This window comes from Enterobacter cloacae complex sp. IR5441, from assembly GCF_049238215.1.
Taxonomy (GTDB): domain Bacteria; phylum Pseudomonadota; class Gammaproteobacteria; order Enterobacterales; family Enterobacteriaceae; genus Enterobacter; species Enterobacter hormaechei_C.
This window is the reverse complement of the sequence record NZ_JBMKIA010000015.1, coordinates 86495-103771: the sequence shown is the minus strand read 5'-3', so window position 1 is coordinate 103771 and position 17277 is coordinate 86495. Positions and strand designations below refer to the sequence as shown.

At 56.5% G+C, this 17277-nt stretch carries 13 protein-coding genes and 1 rRNA gene; 10 read left to right on the top strand and 4 right to left on the bottom strand.

Annotation, left to right across the window (positions count from 1 at the left end):
- Window positions 1–12: 12 nt before the first annotated feature.
- From rrf to aceK, 5 genes are all read left to right on the top strand, one after another.
- A 5S ribosomal RNA gene (gene rrf / locus ACOTX5_RS16735) occupies window positions 13–128 on the top strand.
- Window positions 129–346: 218 nt separating this feature from the next.
- Window positions 347–1276, top strand: a complete 930-nt coding sequence (metA, locus tag ACOTX5_RS16730; RefSeq protein ID WP_017382604.1) for a homoserine O-acetyltransferase MetA — start codon at window positions 347–349, stop codon at window positions 1274–1276.
- Window positions 1277–1545: 269 nt separating this feature from the next.
- Complete coding sequence (gene aceB, locus ACOTX5_RS16725) at window positions 1546–3147, top strand: malate synthase A (RefSeq protein ID WP_045911483.1); 1602 nt, start codon at window positions 1546–1548, stop codon at window positions 3145–3147.
- A 31-nt stretch (window positions 3148–3178) separates the two neighbouring features.
- Window positions 3179–4483 (top strand): isocitrate lyase, encoded by a 1305-nt coding sequence (aceA, locus tag ACOTX5_RS16720; RefSeq protein WP_045911482.1) that lies wholly within the window; start codon window positions 3179–3181, stop codon window positions 4481–4483.
- A gap of 51 nt (window positions 4484–4534) precedes the next feature.
- The gene (aceK, locus tag ACOTX5_RS16715) at window positions 4535–6286 is read left to right on the top strand and encodes a bifunctional isocitrate dehydrogenase kinase/phosphatase (RefSeq protein WP_045615770.1); all 1752 of its coding nucleotides are present in this window, start codon (window positions 4535–4537) and stop codon (window positions 6284–6286) included.
- A 23-nt stretch (window positions 6287–6309) separates the two neighbouring features.
- Here the strand turns inward: aceK and iclR are convergent, their stop codons facing one another.
- Complete coding sequence (gene iclR, locus ACOTX5_RS16710; RefSeq protein ID WP_003860353.1) at window positions 6310–7137, bottom strand: glyoxylate bypass operon transcriptional repressor IclR; 828 nt, start codon at window positions 7135–7137, stop codon at window positions 6310–6312.
- Between the two features lie 193 nt (window positions 7138–7330).
- Between iclR and metH the strand changes: the two genes are divergently transcribed.
- The 5 genes from metH to rluF all read left to right on the top strand — a co-directional run bounded on the left by metH (window position 7331) and on the right by rluF (window position 14395).
- Window positions 7331–11014 carry a methionine synthase gene (gene metH / locus ACOTX5_RS16705; protein ID WP_017694724.1) on the top strand — a complete coding sequence of 1228 codons (3684 nt, stop codon included), beginning with the start codon at window positions 7331–7333 and terminating at the stop codon, window positions 11012–11014.
- Window positions 11015–11130: 116 nt separating this feature from the next.
- Entirely contained in the window at window positions 11131–12762 is a 1632-nt protein-coding gene (locus ACOTX5_RS16700; RefSeq protein ID WP_003860350.1) for a Na/Pi cotransporter family protein, read from the top strand.
- A 95-nt stretch (window positions 12763–12857) separates the two neighbouring features.
- The gene (locus tag ACOTX5_RS16695) at window positions 12858–13151 is read left to right on the top strand and encodes a type II toxin-antitoxin system CcdA family antitoxin (protein ID WP_017382609.1); all 294 of its coding nucleotides are present in this window, start codon (window positions 12858–12860) and stop codon (window positions 13149–13151) included.
- On the top strand, window positions 13151–13468 hold the full coding sequence (locus ACOTX5_RS16690; protein WP_017382610.1) for a CcdB family protein: 318 nt from the start codon (window positions 13151–13153) through the stop codon (window positions 13466–13468). Before ACOTX5_RS16695 ends, ACOTX5_RS16690 begins: the two co-directional genes overlap by 1 nt.
- Before the next feature lie 54 nt (window positions 13469–13522).
- Complete coding sequence (gene rluF / locus ACOTX5_RS16685) at window positions 13523–14395, top strand: 23S rRNA pseudouridine(2604) synthase RluF (RefSeq protein WP_003860347.1); 873 nt, start codon at window positions 13523–13525, stop codon at window positions 14393–14395.
- Here rluF and ACOTX5_RS16680 read toward each other — a convergent pair whose 3' ends face one another.
- The 3 genes from ACOTX5_RS16680 to lysC all read right to left on the bottom strand — a co-directional run bounded on the left by ACOTX5_RS16680 (window position 14396) and on the right by lysC (window position 17106).
- A complete protein-coding gene (locus ACOTX5_RS16680) occupies window positions 14396–14668 on the bottom strand; it encodes a DUF3811 domain-containing protein (RefSeq protein WP_017382612.1) in 273 nt (90 codons plus the stop codon).
- 50 nt (window positions 14669–14718) lie between these two features.
- Window positions 14719–15663: a ketopantoate/pantoate/pantothenate transporter PanS gene (gene panS, locus ACOTX5_RS16675; RefSeq protein WP_015570166.1), complete on the bottom strand. Its 945-nt coding sequence runs from the start codon at window positions 15661–15663 to the stop codon at window positions 14719–14721.
- A 93-nt stretch (window positions 15664–15756) separates the two neighbouring features.
- Window positions 15757–17106 (bottom strand): lysine-sensitive aspartokinase 3, encoded by a 1350-nt coding sequence (lysC, locus tag ACOTX5_RS16670; RefSeq protein WP_006810501.1) that lies wholly within the window; start codon window positions 17104–17106, stop codon window positions 15757–15759.
- Window positions 17107–17277: the final 171 nt, after the last annotated feature.

Below are 17277 nucleotides of genomic sequence, written 5' to 3'. Positions count from 1 at the left end.
TAACAGAATTTGCCTGGCGGCTTTAGCGCGGTGGTCCCACCTGACCCCATGCCGAACTCAGAAGTGAAACGCCGTAGCGCCGATGGTAGTGTGGGGTCTCCCCATGTGAGAGTAGGGAATTGCCAGGCATCAATTAAGAAGAACCCCGTACCGTAAGGTGCGGGGTTTTTTGCTTTGTACGTTCTGAAAAGTCGGGTGGTGGCCCAGCTTTACCCGCCCTACATGCTCTCCCTCCTTGAAACTTTCTCACCTTTCGCTTGCAGACTCGACATTAACCCCGTTTCTGGGTATCGTTAGCTGTCTGGATGTCTAAACGTTTATACGTATGCTGTGAGGATTTAAGGTTATGCCGATTCGGGTGCAGGACGAGCTACCAGCCGTCAATTTCTTGCGTGAAGAGAATGTCTTCGTAATGACAACTTCGCGTGCTTCTGGTCAGGAAATTCGCCCGCTGAAGGTGCTGATCCTTAATCTGATGCCAAAGAAGATCGAAACGGAGAACCAGTTCCTGCGCTTGCTCTCCAACTCTCCGCTTCAGGTTGATATCCAGCTGCTGCGCATTGACGCGCGTGAGTCACGCAACACGCCTGCTGAGCATCTGAATAACTTCTACTGTAATTTTGAAGATATTCGCGATGAGAATTTCGATGGACTGATCGTCACCGGCGCACCGCTGGGTCTGGTGGAATTTAATGACGTTGCCTACTGGCCACAGATCAGGCAGGTGCTGGAGTGGGCAAAAGATCACGTCACGTCCACCTTGTTTGTCTGTTGGGCGGTACAGGCCGCACTGAATATCCTCTATGGCATTCCCAAGCAAACCCGCAGCGACAAACTTTCTGGCGTATACGAACACCACATTCTTCACCCGCATGCGCTGCTGACGCGTGGTTTCGATGACACTTTCCTGGCCCCGCATTCTCGCTACGCCGATTTTCCGGCACAGCTGATCCGCGATTACACCGACCTGGAAATCCTGGCCGAAACGGAAGACGGCGATGCCTACCTGTTCGCCAGTAAAGACAAACGCATCGCGTTCGTTACCGGCCATCCTGAGTACGATCCGCATACCCTCGCGTCAGAGTATTTTCGTGACGTTGAAGCGGGTCTGAATCCGGATGTCCCGTACAACTATTTCCCGAAAAACGATCCGCAAAACACGCCTCGGGCAACCTGGCGTAGCCACGGAAATTTGCTGTTTACCAACTGGCTCAACTATTACGTCTACCAGATTACGCCGTACGATCTGCGCCACATGAATCCGACGCTGGAGTAATCGTCTGCATTCAACGATCCTAAAGCGTTTCAGCTATTCAGATCAGGCACCTTCGGGTGCCTTTTTTATTTCCGAAATCCAACTCAACATCGAAGAAAACTTTAATTCCATATTAATCATGCAGTTGTGATTTGATATAAATTAAAATGGAAATTGTTTTTGATTTTGGAAAAATTATAGATAGTCTTAATTCTGCTGAGCGAAAACTACACAACGATCTTTCGCTCGCGTCGGGGGCGTGATTTGGATCTTTGATGAGGAGCAGAACGATGACTCAACAGGCAACAACGGTCGATGAACTGACCTTTACCCAGCCGAATGGTGAACAAGAACAGCAAGTTTTGACGGCGGAAGCGGTAGAGTTTCTGACTGAACTGGTGACTCGCTTTACGCCACAGCGTAATAAACTGCTGGCGGCACGCATTCATCAACAGCAGGAGATCGATAACGGCAAGTTGCCAGGGTTTATTTCGGAAACTGCTTCCATTCGTCATGGTGAATGGAAAATCCGCGGAATCCCTGAAGATTTACAGGATCGTCGCGTAGAGATCACCGGTCCGGTAGAGCGCAAAATGGTGATCAACGCCATGAATGCCAACGTCAAAGTATTTATGGCGGACTTCGAAGATTCCCTCGCGCCGGACTGGCAGAAAGTTATCGACGGGCAGATCAACCTGCGCGACGCCGTCAACGGCACCATCAGCTATACCAACGAAGCCGGTAAAATTTACCAGCTCAAACCGAATCCGGCGGTGCTGATCTGTCGCGTACGCGGTCTGCATTTGCCAGAAAAACACGTTACCTGGCGCGGAGAAGCGATTCCGGGCAGCCTGTTCGACTTTGCGCTGTACTTCTTCCACAACCATAAAAACCTGCTGGCGAAAGGCAGCGGCCCCTATTTCTATCTGCCGAAAACCCAGTCCTGGCAGGAAGCGGCGTGGTGGAGTGAAGTCTTCAGCTACGCAGAAGACCGCTTTGGCCTGCCGCGCGGCACCATTAAGGCCACGCTGCTGATTGAAACCCTGCCTGCCGTATTCCAGATGCATGAGATCCTCCATGCGCTGCGTGACCATATTGTGGGCCTGAACTGCGGCCGTTGGGATTACATCTTCAGCTACATCAAAACCCTGAAAAACCATGCCGACCGGGTATTGCCGGATCGTCAGGTTGTCACCATGGATAAACCGTTCCTCAGCGCCTACTCGCGCCTGCTGATTAAGACCTGCCACAAACGCGGCGCCTTTGCGATGGGCGGTATGGCGGCGTTTATCCCGAGCAAAGATGCAGAGCGTAACAATCAGGTGCTCAACAAGGTGAAAGCCGATAAAGAGCTGGAAGCCCGTAATGGCCACGACGGGACGTGGATTGCCCATCCTGGTCTGGCCGATACGGCGATGGAAGTCTTTAACCGCGTACTCGGCGACAACAAAAACCAGCTGTTTGTCACCCGTGAAGACGATGCGCCAATCGCAGAAGAACAGTTGCTGGCGCCGTGTGCGGGCGAACGCACGGAAGAGGGGATGCGCGCCAACATTCGCGTCGCCGTGCAGTACATCGAGGCATGGATCTCAGGCAACGGCTGCGTGCCGATCTACGGCCTTATGGAAGATGCCGCCACGGCGGAAATTTCACGTACCTCCATCTGGCAGTGGATCCATCATCAAAAAACGCTCAGCAACGGCAAACCGGTAACCAAAGCCCTGTTCCGTCAGATGCTGGCCGAAGAGATGCGGGTCATCCAGGACGAACTGGGCGAGCACCGCTTCAGCAGTGGGCGTTTTGACGATGCCGCACGTCTGATGGAGCAAATCACCACCTCTGATGACTTAATCGACTTCCTGACCCTGCCGGGCTACCGCTTCCTGGCGTAATTCACCACATAACAATATGGAGCATCTGCACATGAAAACCCGTACCCAACAGATCGAAGAGTTACAAAAAGAGTGGACCCAACCGCGCTGGGAAGGCATTCGCCGTCCGTACAGCGCAGAGGAAGTGGTGAAGTTACGCGGCTCGGTTAACCCGGAATGTACGCTGGCGCAGAACGGCGCGGCGAAAATGTGGGATCTGCTGCATGGGGGGTCTAAAAAAGGCTATATCAACAGCCTCGGCGCGCTGACCGGCGGTCAGGCATTGCAGCAGGCGAAGGCCGGCATTGAGGCTATCTATCTTTCCGGCTGGCAGGTCGCGGCGGATGCTAACCTTGCCTCCAGCATGTATCCGGATCAATCTCTTTATCCGGCGAACTCGGTGCCGTCAGTGGTGGATCGGATCAACAATACCTTCCGCCGTGCGGATCAGATCCAGTGGGCCGCGGGTATCGAACCCCACGATCCGCGTTTTATCGACTATTTCCTGCCGATCGTCGCCGATGCGGAAGCCGGTTTCGGCGGCGTGCTGAACGCCTTTGAGCTGATGAAATCCATGATTGAGGCCGGTGCAGCGGCCGTTCACTTTGAAGATCAGCTGGCGTCGGTGAAGAAGTGCGGGCATATGGGCGGGAAAGTGCTGGTGCCAACCCAGGAAGCGATCCAGAAGCTGGTTGCCGCGCGTCTGGCTGCTGACGTGCTCGGCGTGCCGACGCTGGTGATTGCCCGTACCGATGCTGACGCGGCGGACCTGATCACCTCTGACTGCGACCCGTATGACAGCGAATTCATTACCGGCGAACGTACCAGCGAAGGGTTCTATCGCACACATGCCGGTATTGAACAGGCGATCAGCCGCGGCCTGGCGTATGCCCCTTACGCCGACCTGGTCTGGTGTGAAACCTCCATGCCGGATCTGGCGCTGGCGAAGCGCTTTGCCGATGCGATTCATGCGAAGTATCCGGGCAAGCTGCTGGCCTATAACTGTTCGCCGTCCTTCAACTGGCAAAAGAATCTGGACGATACGACCATCGCCAGCTTCCAGCAGCAATTGTCAGATATGGGCTACAAGTACCAGTTCATCACCCTGGCGGGTATCCACAGCATGTGGTTCAACATGTTCGACCTGGCGCACGCCTACGCGCAGGGCGAAGGCATGAAACACTATGTTGAGAAGGTGCAGCAGCCAGAATTTGCGGCGGGCAAAGAAGGATATACCTTCGTTTCGCACCAGCAGGAAGTGGGAACCGGCTACTTCGATAATGTGACCACGATTATTCAGGGCGGGGCCTCCTCCGTCACAGCATTAACGGGCTCGACGGAAGAAGCACAGTTCTAATCTTTTCCCCCTCTCCCCCCTCGGGGAGAGGGTTGGGGTGAGGGGGAATATATGTCGCGTGGTCTGGAATTACTGATTGCCCAAACTATTTTGCAGGGCTTCGATGCCCAGTATGGCCGCTTTCTGGAAGTCACCTCCGGCGCGCAACAGCGTTTTGAGCACGCCGACTGGCATGCGGTTCAGCAGGCCATGAAGCAGCGTATCCATCTTTATGATCACCACGTAGGTCTGGTGGTGGAGCAACTGCGCTGTATCACCGACGGTAAAAGCCCGGATGCGGAATTTTTACTGCGCGTGAAAGAGCATTACACCCATCTGTTACCCGACTACCCGCGCTTCGAGATTGCGGAGAGCTTTTTTAACTCCGTCTATTGCCGGTTATTTGACCACCGCTCATTATCTCCTGAGCGGTTATTTATCTTCAGCTCCCAGCCGGAGCGCCGCTTCCGTACCATCCCGCGTCCGCTGGCGAAAGATTTCTTTCCTGATCGCGGCTGGGAAAAGCTCCTGCACCGCGTCTTAACGGATTTGCCGCTGCGCCTGCCGTGGGAGAATAAACCCCGGGATATCGGCTATATCCACGCATATCTCAGTGAAACCTTCGGCGAGGCGGTGCTCAGCCGCAGCCATTTGCAGGTTGCCAACGAGCTTTTCTACCGGAATAAGGCCGCCTGGCTGGTGGGCAAACTGGTTACGCCGACAGCCATCGTGCCGTTTCTGCTACCGATTCACCGTACCGACGACGGCGAACTGTTTGTCGATACCTGCCTGACTACCAGCGCTGAGGCCAGTATCGTATTTGGCTTCGCCCGTTCCTATTTCATGGTCTATGCCCCACTGCCTGCCGCCCTGGTGGAGTGGCTGCGCGAGATCCTGCCGGGCAAAACCACCGCCGAGCTGTATATGGCGATTGGCTGTCAGAAGCATGCCAAAACGGAAAGTTATCGAGAATACCTGCGTTATGTCACCACGGCTGATGAGCAGTTTATCGAAGCGCCGGGGATCCGCGGCATGGTGATGCTGGTTTTCACACTGCCGGGCTTCGACCGCGTGTTTAAGGTGATTAAGGATAAATTTGCCCCGCAGAAAGAGATGACCGCCGCTCACGTCCGCGCCTGCTATCAGCTGGTTAAAGAGCACGATCGCGTCGGGCGAATGGCGGATACCCAGGAGTTTGAAAACTTTGTGCTGGATAAGCAGCAGATCGATCCGTCGCTGATGTCGCTGCTAATGCAGGAAGCGCCGACGAAAATTACCGATCTTGGCGATAAGATTGCGATTAGCCATCTCTACATTGAGCGCCGGATGGTGCCGTTAAATATCTGGCTGGAGCAGTCCGAAGGCCAGGCTTTACGAGACGCCATTGAAGAGTACGGCAATGCGATTCGCCAGCTCGCCGCCGCCAATATTTTTCCCGGCGACATGCTGTTTAAAAACTTCGGCGTCACCCGTCACGGGCGGGTGGTGTTCTATGATTACGATGAAATTTGCTACATGACCGAGGTGAACTTTCGCGATATCCCGCCGCCCCGTTACCCGGAAGATGAGCTGTCCGGTGAACCATGGTACAGCGTGTCGCCTGGCGATGTGTTTCCGGAAGAATTTCGCCACTGGTTATGTGCAGACCCGCGTATCGGGCCGCTATTCGAAGAGATGCATGCCGATCTGTTCCGCGCCAGCTACTGGCGCGGGCTGCAAACGCGGATCAAAAATGGGCACGTGGAAGATGTCTACGCTTACCGCCGCAAGCAGCGGTTTTGCATCCGCTTTTCTCCCTCTCCCTGTGGGAGAGGGCCGGGGTGAGGGCATCAGGCGGCAATGCACGTTTAACGAATCCCACCATACGCCAGCGTCACCTCTTTCGCCGCCTTAATCACCATCGCGCCCAGCTCGGTGACGCGGTCGTCGGTCATACGTGAAATCGGCCCGGAGATGGAGATAGCGGCAAACGGCTCGCGGTGCTCGTCAAAAATGCAGGACGCGAGGCAGCGCAGCCCGAGGGCATGTTCTTCGTCATCAAACGAATAGCCGCGCTTGCGGGTCAGAGCCAGATCTTCTTTCAGATGCACGGGCGACACCAGCGTGGCGTGGGTATAGGCGTGCAGTCCTTTACGGTGCAGCAGCCCCGTTACCTGCTCTTCGCTCAGCTGCGAGAGAAACGCTTTCCCTGCGCCAGAGGCGTGCATCGGCAGCTTGCCGCCAATCGGTGCGGACATGCGCATCAGCTGCGTACACTGCACCTGGTCGATGATAATCGCCTGGTGATCGCTCTGATCCAGTACGGCCAGGTTTACCGTCTCGCCGGACTCCTCCATTAGCTTGCGCAGAATCGGGTGGACAATCGCCAGCAGGTTGCGGCTTTGCAGGAAGCTGCTGCCGACAATAAACGCATGCGCCCCCACCGCCCAGTGCCCCAGCTCGCCCACCTGACGCACGAAGCCCAGCTGCTGCATGGTGGTCAGCAGACGGTGCGTGGTGGAGTTCGGCAGGCCAGCCTGCTGCGCCAGCTCCGTCAGGGCCACGCTACCATGCGATTCGGCTATCCATTCCAGCAGTTTCAGGCCGCGCGTCAGGGATTGAACCTGTCCGCCAGGTTGTGCAGCGGTGGTTGCAGCAGGTTTTCTGCCGCGTTTAGCGGGAACGGTCGTAACCATGACGAACTCCTTTTTCTGTATCGTGGAAATCATTTTCGTTTTATTTGGTGGTTTTGCAACCGCTTTCCTGACTGATCGGAGGAGTGATAGTGAACATGTCTCATGTTACCGCTGTGTGACTTTTCGACCCTGCGAGATTATGCCAGTATGGAACGCAGCCTTTTGGCCATGTTGAGCGTTGTCGGGAGCAAGTGTGAGCAGCAAAGTAGAGCAACTGCGTGCGCAGTTAAATGAACGAATTCTGGTGCTGGACGGCGGCATGGGCACCATGATCCAGGGCTATCGTCTGAGTGAAGACGATTTCCGCGGCGAGCGCTTTGCCGACTGGCCTTGTGACCTGAAAGGGAACAATGACCTGCTGGTGTTAAGCAAACCGTCTGTCATCAGGGATATCCACAACGCTTACTTCGAAGCGGGTGCGGATATTGTTGAAACCAACACCTTCAACTCGACAACCATCGCCATGGCGGATTACCAGATGGAATCCCTGTCGGCGGAGATCAACTTTGAAGCGGCGAAGCTGGCGCGCGCCTGCGCCGACGAATGGACGGCCCGTACGCCGGACAAGCCGCGCTACGTAGCCGGGGTGCTGGGTCCAACCAACCGCACCGCGTCGATTTCTCCGGACGTCAACGACCCGGCGTTTCGGAACATCACCTTTGACCAGCTGGTGGCCGCGTATCGTGAGTCCACTAAAGCGCTGGTAGAAGGCGGTTCCGATCTGATCCTGATTGAAACCGTATTCGACACCCTCAACGCCAAAGCGGCAATTTACGCGGTGAAAGAGGAGTTCGAGGCGCTGGGCGTTGACCTGCCGATCATGATTTCCGGCACCATCACTGACGCTTCTGGCCGTACACTGTCCGGCCAGACAACCGAAGCGTTTTATAACTCCCTGCGCCACGCCGAAGCGCTCTCCTTCGGCCTGAACTGCGCGCTGGGGCCGGACGAGCTGCGCCAGTACGTGCAGGAGCTTTCGCGCATCGCAGAGTGCTACGTCACCGCCCACCCGAACGCCGGTCTGCCGAACGCGTTTGGTGAGTACGATCTGGATGCCGACACCATGGCGGCGCAAATCCGCGAATGGGCCGAATCTGGTTTCCTCAACATCGTCGGCGGCTGCTGCGGCACCACGCCTGAGCATATCGCCGCCATGAGCCGCGCCGTCGCCGGGCTTCCACCGCGCAAGCTACCCGAGCTTCCGGTAGCCTGTCGTCTGTCCGGCCTGGAGCCGTTGACCATCGGCGACGACAGCCTGTTTGTGAACGTGGGTGAACGTACTAACGTTACCGGTTCTGCGAAGTTCAAGCGCCTGATCAAAGAAGAGAAGTACAGCGAAGCGCTGGACGTTGCTCGCCAGCAGGTGGAAAGCGGCGCGCAGATTATCGATATCAACATGGACGAGGGGATGCTCGACGCCGAAGCGGCAATGGTGCGTTTCCTCAATCTGATTGCCGGTGAGCCGGATATCGCCCGCGTGCCGATCATGATTGACTCTTCCAAATGGGAAGTCATCGAAAAAGGGCTGAAGTGCATTCAGGGCAAAGGCATCGTTAACTCCATCTCGATGAAAGAGGGCGTCGATACCTTTATCCACCACGCGAAGCTGGTCCGTCGCTACGGAGCCGCCGTGGTGGTGATGGCCTTCGATGAAGTGGGCCAGGCCGATACCCGCGAGCGCAAGATTGAGATTTGCCGCCGCGCGTACAAAATTTTGACCGAAGAGGTGGGCTTCCCGCCGGAAGACATCATCTTCGACCCGAACATCTTCGCCGTCGCGACCGGCATCGAAGAGCACAACAACTACGCCCAGGACTTCATCGGCGCGTGTGAAGACATTAAACGCGAGCTACCGCATGCGCTGATCTCCGGCGGCGTGTCGAACGTCTCGTTCTCGTTCCGCGGCAACGACCCGGTGCGTGAGGCGATCCACGCCGTGTTCCTTTACTACGCCATCCGCAACGGGATGGACATGGGGATCGTCAACGCCGGCCAGCTGGCAATTTACGACGATCTGCCAGCCGAGCTGCGCGACGCCGTAGAAGACGTGATCCTCAATCGTCGTGACGACGCCACCGAACGCATGCTGGATCTGGCGGAAAAATACCGCGGCAGTAAATCTGACGAATCAGCCAACGTTCAACAGGCCGAATGGCGCTCCTGGGATGTGAATAAGCGTCTGGAATACTCGCTGGTAAAAGGCATTACCGAGTTTATCGAGCAGGATACCGAGGAAGCGCGTCAGCAGGCCGCCCGTCCGATTGAAGTGATCGAAGGGCCGCTGATGGACGGCATGAACGTGGTCGGCGATCTGTTCGGCGAGGGCAAAATGTTCCTGCCGCAGGTGGTGAAATCCGCCCGCGTCATGAAGCAGGCGGTGGCGTATCTGGAACCCTTTATCGAAGCCAGCAAAGAGAAGGGCTCCAGTAACGGTAAAATGGTCATCGCCACCGTGAAGGGCGACGTACACGACATCGGCAAAAACATCGTTGGCGTGGTGTTGCAGTGTAATAACTACGAAATTATCGATCTTGGCGTGATGGTCCCGGCGGATAAAATCCTCAGGACCGCGCGCGAAGTGAATGCGGATCTGATTGGTCTTTCCGGGCTGATTACGCCTTCGCTGGACGAAATGGTCAACGTGGCAAAAGAGATGGAGCGCCAGGGCTTCACCATTCCACTGCTGATTGGCGGGGCAACCACCTCCAAAGCCCACACGGCGGTGAAAATCGAGCAGAACTACAGTGGGCCAACGGTGTATGTCCAAAACGCCTCGCGCACCGTGGGCGTGGTCTCCGCGCTGCTGTCCGACACCCAGCGCGATGACTTTGTCGCCCGCACCCGCAAAGAGTATGAAACCGTCCGCATTCAGCATGGACGTAAGAAACCGCGCACGCCGCCGGTTTCGCTTCAGGCGGCGCGCGATAACGATCTGGCGTTCGACTGGTCCAGCTATACGCCGCCGGTCGCACACCGTCTGGGCGTGCAGGACGTGACGGCCAGCATCGAAACGCTGCGTAACTACATCGACTGGACGCCGTTCTTCATGACCTGGTCTCTGGCGGGCAAATATCCGCGCATTCTTGAAGATGAGGTGGTGGGCGAAGAGGCGAAGCGTCTGTTTAAAGATGCCAACGACATGCTCGACAGGCTGAGCGCAGAGAAAGCCCTCAACCCGCGCGGGGTGGTGGGGCTGTTCCCGGCGAACCGAGTGGGCGACGACGTGGAAATCTACCGCGATGAAACCCGCACCCACGTGCTGGCCGTAAGCCATCACCTGCGCCAGCAAACCGAGAAAGTGGGCTTTGCCAACTACTGCCTGGCGGATTTCGTCGCACCGAAACTCTCCGGTAAAGCCGACTATATCGGCGCGTTCGCCGTAACCGGTGGTCTGGAAGAAGACGCGCTGGCGGATGCGTACGACGCGCAGCACGATGATTACAACAAAATCATGGTGAAAGCGATCGCCGACCGTCTGGCGGAAGCCTTTGCTGAGTACCTCCACGAGCGCGTGCGTAAGGTGTACTGGGGCTACGCGGCGAATGAGAACCTCAGCAACGAGGAGCTGATCCGCGAAAACTACCAGGGCATTCGTCCGGCGCCGGGGTATCCGGCCTGCCCGGAACACACCGAGAAGGGCACTATCTGGAAGTTGCTGGACGTCGAAGCGCATACCGGCATGAAGCTCACCGAGTCGTTCGCCATGTGGCCGGGCGCGTCCGTTTCTGGCTGGTACTTCAGCCATCCGGACAGCAAGTACTTCGCCGTGGCACAGCTTCAGCGCGATCAGATTGAGGATTACGCCCTGCGTAAAGGCATGAGCGTGTCAGAGGTGGAACGCTGGCTGGCGCCGAATTTGGGCTACGACGCAGACTAACGTCACTTTTCCTTACAACAAACAGGGCACCGCTATGGTGCCTTGTCTCTTTCTTACGTTTAAACCCTTATACTGAACCTCAGGAAAACGAATAACGATAAGGAGGAATACCTACCGTGTTGACGTTGTTACACCTGCTCTCCGCAGTCGCACTGCTGGTATGGGGCACCCATATCGTTCGTACCGGCGTGATGCGCGTGTTTGGCGCACGTTTACGTACCGTTCTCAGCGGCAGCGTTGAGAAGAAGCCGCTCGCCTTCTGCGCGGGTATTGGCGTCACGGCGCTGGTGCAAAGCAGCAACGCCACCACCATGCTCGTCACCTCGTTCGTGGCGCAGGATCTGGTGGCGCTCGCCCCGGCGCTGGTGATTGTCCTTGGCGCCGACGTCGGTACCGCGCTGATGGCGCGTATCCTGACATTCGATCTCTCCTGGCTGTCGCCACTGCTGATTTTTATCGGCGTCATTTTTTTCCTCGGCCGTAAGCAAAGCCGTGCCGGGCAGCTTGGCCGCGTCGGTATTGGCCTCGGGCTGATCCTGCTGGCACTGGAGCTGATTGTGCAGGCTGTCACGCCGATCACCCAGGCCAACGGTGTGCAGGTCATCTTCGCCTCGTTAACCGGCGATATTATGCTGGATGCGCTGATCGGCGCGGTATTCGCCATCGTCAGCTACTCCAGCCTGGCAGCGGTCCTGCTGACGGCGACCTTAACCGCCGCAGGGGTAATTTCCTTCCCGGTGGCGCTGTGCCTGGTGATCGGTGCCAACCTCGGCTCTGGCCTGCTGGCGATGCTCAACAACAGCGCCGCCAACGCTGCCGCCCGCCGGGTGGCGCTGGGGAGTTTGCTCTTCAAGCTGGTGGGCAGCCTGATCATTCTGCCGTTTGTACACCCGCTGGCGAACCTGATGGACAATCTCTCTCTGCCGAAAGCGGAACTGGTGATCTACTTCCACGTCTTCTACAACCTGGTGCGCTGTCTGGCAATGGTGCCGTTTGCCGCGCCGATGGCCCGCTTCTGCGAGCGGCTTATTCGTGATGAACCGGAGCTGGACGCGCGCCTTAAACCGAAGCATCTGGACACCTCGGTGCTGGATACTCCTGCGCTGGCAATCGCCAATGCCGCCCGCGAAACGCTGCGCATGGGCGACGCGATGGAAACCATGCTGGAAGGGCTGCAAAAGGTGATGCACGGCGAGCCGCGCGAAGAAAAAGAGCTGCGCAGGCTGGCGGACGATATCAACGTGCTGTATACCGCCATCAAGCTCTATCTGGCGCGGATCCCCCAGGACGAGCTGGCGGAAGAGGAGTCGCGCCGCTGGGCGGAAATCATCGAGATGTCGCTTAACCTGGAGCAGGCTTCGGATATTGTCGAGCGTATGGGCAGTGAAATCGCAGACAAATCCCTGGCCGCACGCCGGGCGTTTTCTGTTGAAGGGCTGAAAGAGCTGGAAGCGCTGCACGAACAGCTGGTCAGCAACCTGAAGCTGGCGATGTCGGTCTTCTTCTCCAGCGACGTGCCGAGCGCGCGCCGCCTGCGCCGCAATAAGCATCGTTTCCGCATCCTTAATCGCCGCTACTCACACGCCCACGTTGAGCGTCTGCACCAGCAGAACGTGCAGAGTATCGAGACCAGCTCACTCCACCTGGGGCTGCTGGGGGATATGAAGCGCCTGAACTCGTTGTTCTGTGCGGTGGCGTACAGCGTGATGGAGCAGCCGGATGAAGACGATGAGCGGGATGAGTATTAATCTCTGAAAGCGCCTCGCAAAACCCTTTTGTGAGGCGTGACACCTTCTAAAGAGCAATTCATTCTTAAGGCCTTGCATTTTTAAGGGAATAGAAAATGCTCGTTTATTACGCTACACTTCGCCAATTCATGCGCATTCCAATGGGGGTTATCATGCGCACTACTAATGGCATTAAAAAATCAGTCAATGTTTCGTTAGCACCAGAAATTCTTGAAGAAGCGCGACGTCTTAAGCTCAATCTCTCTGCTGTACTCACGGCCGCTCTACAGGAGCAGTTTCGTGCGCATCAGCGCGCAGAGTGGTTAGCAGAAAATAAAGCGTCTATAGAGGCCATTAACCAGTGGGTTGATGAAAACGGCTCCTTTAGTGACTTTCAGAGGTCATTCTGATGGAGCAATATTTTGCTTATGCGAATGAAGGTAATGGGAAAAAAGCATATCCATGGCTTATTAATATGCAGCACCCTGTTGCTAATGTGATGAAACATGTACTGGTTGCTCCCGCCGTTGAATTAAGCCAGTTGGGCGGCATTCGTCCGCCTGCGAAAGTGTGCCCTGTCGTTGAAATCGCGGGTAAGTCCTGCGTTGTCATGATGCATATGCTGTCAGGCATCTCTTCAAAAGAGTTAGGTGAACGCGTTGCCGATCTTACTAACAGCAGTGCTTCATTGCGGGATGCACTCGATTTTCTGATCAGCGGTTACTAGGACTTTTTTGTCAGGCGCAAGGTAAGGTATATTTCGCCCTTCACAGGAGAAACTATGCTGCCAACTCAATCAACCCGATTAAACAAATACATTAGCGAGAGCGGGATCTGCTCACGTCGCGAGGCTGACCGTTACATTGAACAGGGTAACGTGTTTCTTAACGGCAAACGCGCCACCATTGGCGATCAGGTAGTGCCTGGCGATGTGGTGAAAGTGAATGGTCAGGTCATCGAACCGCGTGATGCCGAAGACCTGGTGTTTATCGCGTTGAACAAGCCGGTTGGGATTGTCAGCACTACGGAAGATGGCGAGCGGGACAACATTGTTGATTTCGTGAACCACAGCAGCCGTATCTTCCCGATTGGTCGCCTGGATAAGGACTCTCAGGGGTTAATTTTCCTGACTAATCACGGCGATCTGGTGAACAAAATTCTGCGTGCCGGTAACGACCATGAGAAAGAGTACATTGTTACGGTGAACAAGCCGGTCACGGACGAGTTCATCCGGGGAATGGGCGCAGGCGTGCCGATTCTGGGCACCGTGACGAAGAAGTGTAAAGTCAGAAAAGAGGCGCCGTTTGCGTTTCGTATCACGCTGGTGCAGGGCCTGAATCGCCAGATCCGCCGCATGTGCGAGTACTTCGGTTATGAAGTGACGAAGCTGGAACGCACGCGCATCATGAACGTCAGCCTGTCCGGGATCCCGCTGGGCGAGTGGCGTGACTTAACGGATGACGAGCTGATCGAGCTGTTCAAACTTATCGAGAACTCCTCGTCCGAAGCGAAGCCGAAAGCTAAAGCCAAACCGAAAACGCAGGCGATTAAGCGTCCGGTGGTGAAGGCACCGCAGGCGGAAGAGAAAGGGCGGGGCAAGCCGGGCAACGGAAAACGCTTTACCCAGCCGGGGCGCAAAAAGAAAGGGCGCTGATTAGCGCCTTCCACGGGTTGATGTGCTGGCGGACCAGGAAAAAGTCGCCTCTGCATCGGGTTTATAAGCCTGCTCTTTTTTCAGCTTGCGGGCTTTTTTCGCCGCGGCATCACGTTGCGCCATCAGTTTATCGATGTACTCTTTTTTAACCTGATTGGTTTCGGCGTTCGTCAGCGTGCGGCCATGCGCGATGCGGGCGCGGTCGAGAAGCGTTTTCAGTTCGCGCTGCTCGGCTTCGGTCATGTCTTTCTGGGTCAAACGTGGTGTAGCCATTGCTGAAGCCTCCTGATGGGGAGGCTTCAGTGTAAAGCAAGCCGTGTCAATTAACCCTGTTTCACCGCATCTTTTTTCGGTTGGTCATCAATCGGCTTACCGGACCAGTATCCTGCTAACAGCGAACCGGACAGGTTGTGCCAGACAGAGAACAGCGCCCCCGGTAGCGCTGCCAGCGGTGAGAAGTAAATTTTACCCAGCGCCGCCGCCAGGCCGGAGTTCTGCATCCCCACTTCGATCGCCAGCGTGCGGCAGGTGGATTCGTCAAAGCCAAACAGCTTCCCGCCCCAGTAACCGCCCAGCAGACCAATAGTGTTATGCAGCACAACCGCGACGATCACCACAAAGCCCACCGAAGCAATGTGCGATGCGGAACCGGCTACCACGGCGCTGATAATGGCCAGTATGCAGACCATCGAAAACGCGGGCAGATACGGCTCAACCGCTTTCACTACCCGCGGGAAGAGATGGTGGATCACCAGCCCCAGCGCAATCGGGATCACCACGATTTGCAGGATGCTGAGCAGCATGCCCATCACGTCCACCTGGATATGCGCGTCCACATACAGGCGGGTTAACAGCGGCGTGGCAATCACGCCCACCAGCGTGGAAACGGACGAGATGGTGACGGAGAGCGCCACGTCGCCTTTCGCCAGATAGATCATGACGTTAGATGCCGTACCGCTGGCGACGCTCCCCACCAGCACCATCCCGGCGGAAAGGTCGGGCGGCATCTTAAAGGCCATCGCCAGCAGCCAGGCCGCGAGCGGCATCACCAGGTAGTGCAGGAAAATCCCTGCGGCAACCGGTGCCGGGCGAGACAGCACGCGTTTGAAGTCGTCAATTTTCAGATGCACGCCCATGCCGAACATAATCAGCATCAGCAGCGTGGTGACCCACGGACCAATGCCCGTGAACGTGGCAGGAGTGTAATACGCGAGTACAGAGAGCAGCAGCGCCCATAACGGGAACAGCCGGGTGATAGCGGAGAGCATAGTGAATTCCTTGCAGTATTGTCGTGTTGTTTTGTTATAAAAAAGCCGGGTCTGTGCCCGGCTTATTGATATTGTTTATCGTGCTAACGAATTTTATTCAAACAAATTCTGATGAAGTTTCTGCACGACCTGCTCGGCCTGATCGGCAGGGACCAGGAAGCAGAGGTTGTAGCTGGACGCGCCGTAGCAAATCATGCGGATATTGAACGGGTCGAGCACGCCGAACACCTCTTTACCCACGCCGCACGCGCGCGACAGCTTATTACCGATGATGGCCACCAGCGCCAGATCTTCTTCCACCTCCACGCGGCACAACTCGGAAAGCTCAATCAGCAGCGACTGCGTCAGCAGGGTGTCGCCGGTAGAGGTGGAGCCGGTGGTGTCGAGCGTCAGCGCGATGCTGACTTCTGACGTGGTGATCAGGTCCACGGAGATATTGTGGCGCGCCAGGATGCCAAACACTTCCGCCAGAAATCCACGGGAGTGCAGCATATTATGGCTGTGCAGGGTAACCAGCGTCTGCTTACGACGCAGGGCCAGCGCGCGGAACAGCGGCGGGTTCTCGGTTTTCTTGCAGACCAGCGTCCCGCCCGCCTTTGGATCTTTACTGGAGCCAACGAAGACCGGAATGTCGCTGCGCACGGCGGGCAGCAGCGTGGCCGGGTGCAGCACTTTCGCGCCGAAAGTCGCCATTTCAGCCGCTTCTTCAAAGGCGATCACGTCAATACGTTTTGCCGCAGAGACCACGCGCGGGTCGGTAGTGTAGATACCCGGCACGTCCGTCCAGATATCCACGCGGGTGGCGTGCAGGGCTTCACCCAGCAGGGCGGCGGTGTAGTCGCTACCGCCACGGCCCAGCGTGGTTGTGCGCCCTTTGGCTTCGCTGCCGATAAAGCCCTGGGTGATCACTATGCCTTCATCCAGGCGCGGGGCAAGCTGCTGGTTAGTCAGCTCAGCCAGGGCTTCCACGTCCGGCTCGGCGCGGCCAAAGCGGTCGCTGGTGCGCATCACTTTACGCACGTCGAACCACTGCGCCTGAATATTGCGCTCGCGCATGATCTCAACGAACAGCAGTGTGGACATCAGTTCGCCGTGGCTGACCAGTTCATCGGTCAGTGCGCTGGAGGTGGCCAGCGACGCGGCTTCTGCCAGGGTGGTGATATTTTCCAGCAGGCGTTCCACTTCCTCACGAATGACGTTCGGGTTTTGCAGACGCTCGAGAATGTCGAACTGAATTTTGCGCAGTGCATCCAGCTTCACGAAACGCTCGGTCGCTTCCAGTCCTTCAGACAGGGAAACCAGCAGGTTCGTCACGCCGGCTGAGGCGGAAAGCACCACCAGGCGGGTATTCGGATCGGCCAGCACCACATCGGCGCTGCGGTTCATGGCATCGTAGTCTGCCACACTGGTGCCGCCAAACTTGGCGACCACAAAACTCGTCATAACAACCTCGTGTCAGGGAATGAATAGAGCGACCTTGGCACAAGAATGAAGCGAGAACAGGTGCAGGCGCAAAATACGGCCCTATAAATAAAATGCGGGGGAGGTCCTGTCAATGCTGGGATTATGCGGATTTTTCATGGGGGGGTACCCCTCAGAAACAGGACTTATAAC

Excerpts from the sequence above, each read along its gene's own strand:
- metA (WP_017382604.1), top strand. The coding sequence starts at position 347 with ATGCCGATTCGGGTGCAGGACGAGCTACCAGCCGTCAATTTCTTGCGT.
- aceA (WP_045911482.1), top strand. The coding sequence starts at position 3,179 with ATGAAAACCCGTACCCAACAGATCGAAGAGTTACAAAAAGAGTGGACC.
- rluF (WP_003860347.1), top strand. The coding sequence starts at position 13,523 with ATGCTGCCAACTCAATCAACCCGATTAAACAAATACATTAGCGAGAGC.
- panS (WP_015570166.1), bottom strand. The coding sequence starts at position 15,663 with ATGCTCTCCGCTATCACCCGGCTGTTCCCGTTATGGGCGCTGCTGCTC.
- ACOTX5_RS16680 (WP_017382612.1), bottom strand. The coding sequence starts at position 14,668 with ATGGCTACACCACGTTTGACCCAGAAAGACATGACCGAAGCCGAGCAG.
- ACOTX5_RS16695 (WP_017382609.1), top strand. The coding sequence starts at position 12,858 with ATGCTCGTTTATTACGCTACACTTCGCCAATTCATGCGCATTCCAATG.
- ACOTX5_RS16690 (WP_017382610.1), top strand. The coding sequence starts at position 13,151 with ATGGAGCAATATTTTGCTTATGCGAATGAAGGTAATGGGAAAAAAGCA.
- iclR (WP_003860353.1), bottom strand. The coding sequence starts at position 7,137 with ATGGTTACGACCGTTCCCGCTAAACGCGGCAGAAAACCTGCTGCAACC.
- lysC (WP_006810501.1), bottom strand. The coding sequence starts at position 17,106 with ATGACGAGTTTTGTGGTCGCCAAGTTTGGCGGCACCAGTGTGGCAGAC.
- aceK (WP_045615770.1), top strand. The coding sequence starts at position 4,535 with ATGTCGCGTGGTCTGGAATTACTGATTGCCCAAACTATTTTGCAGGGC.
- aceB (WP_045911483.1), top strand. The coding sequence starts at position 1,546 with ATGACTCAACAGGCAACAACGGTCGATGAACTGACCTTTACCCAGCCG.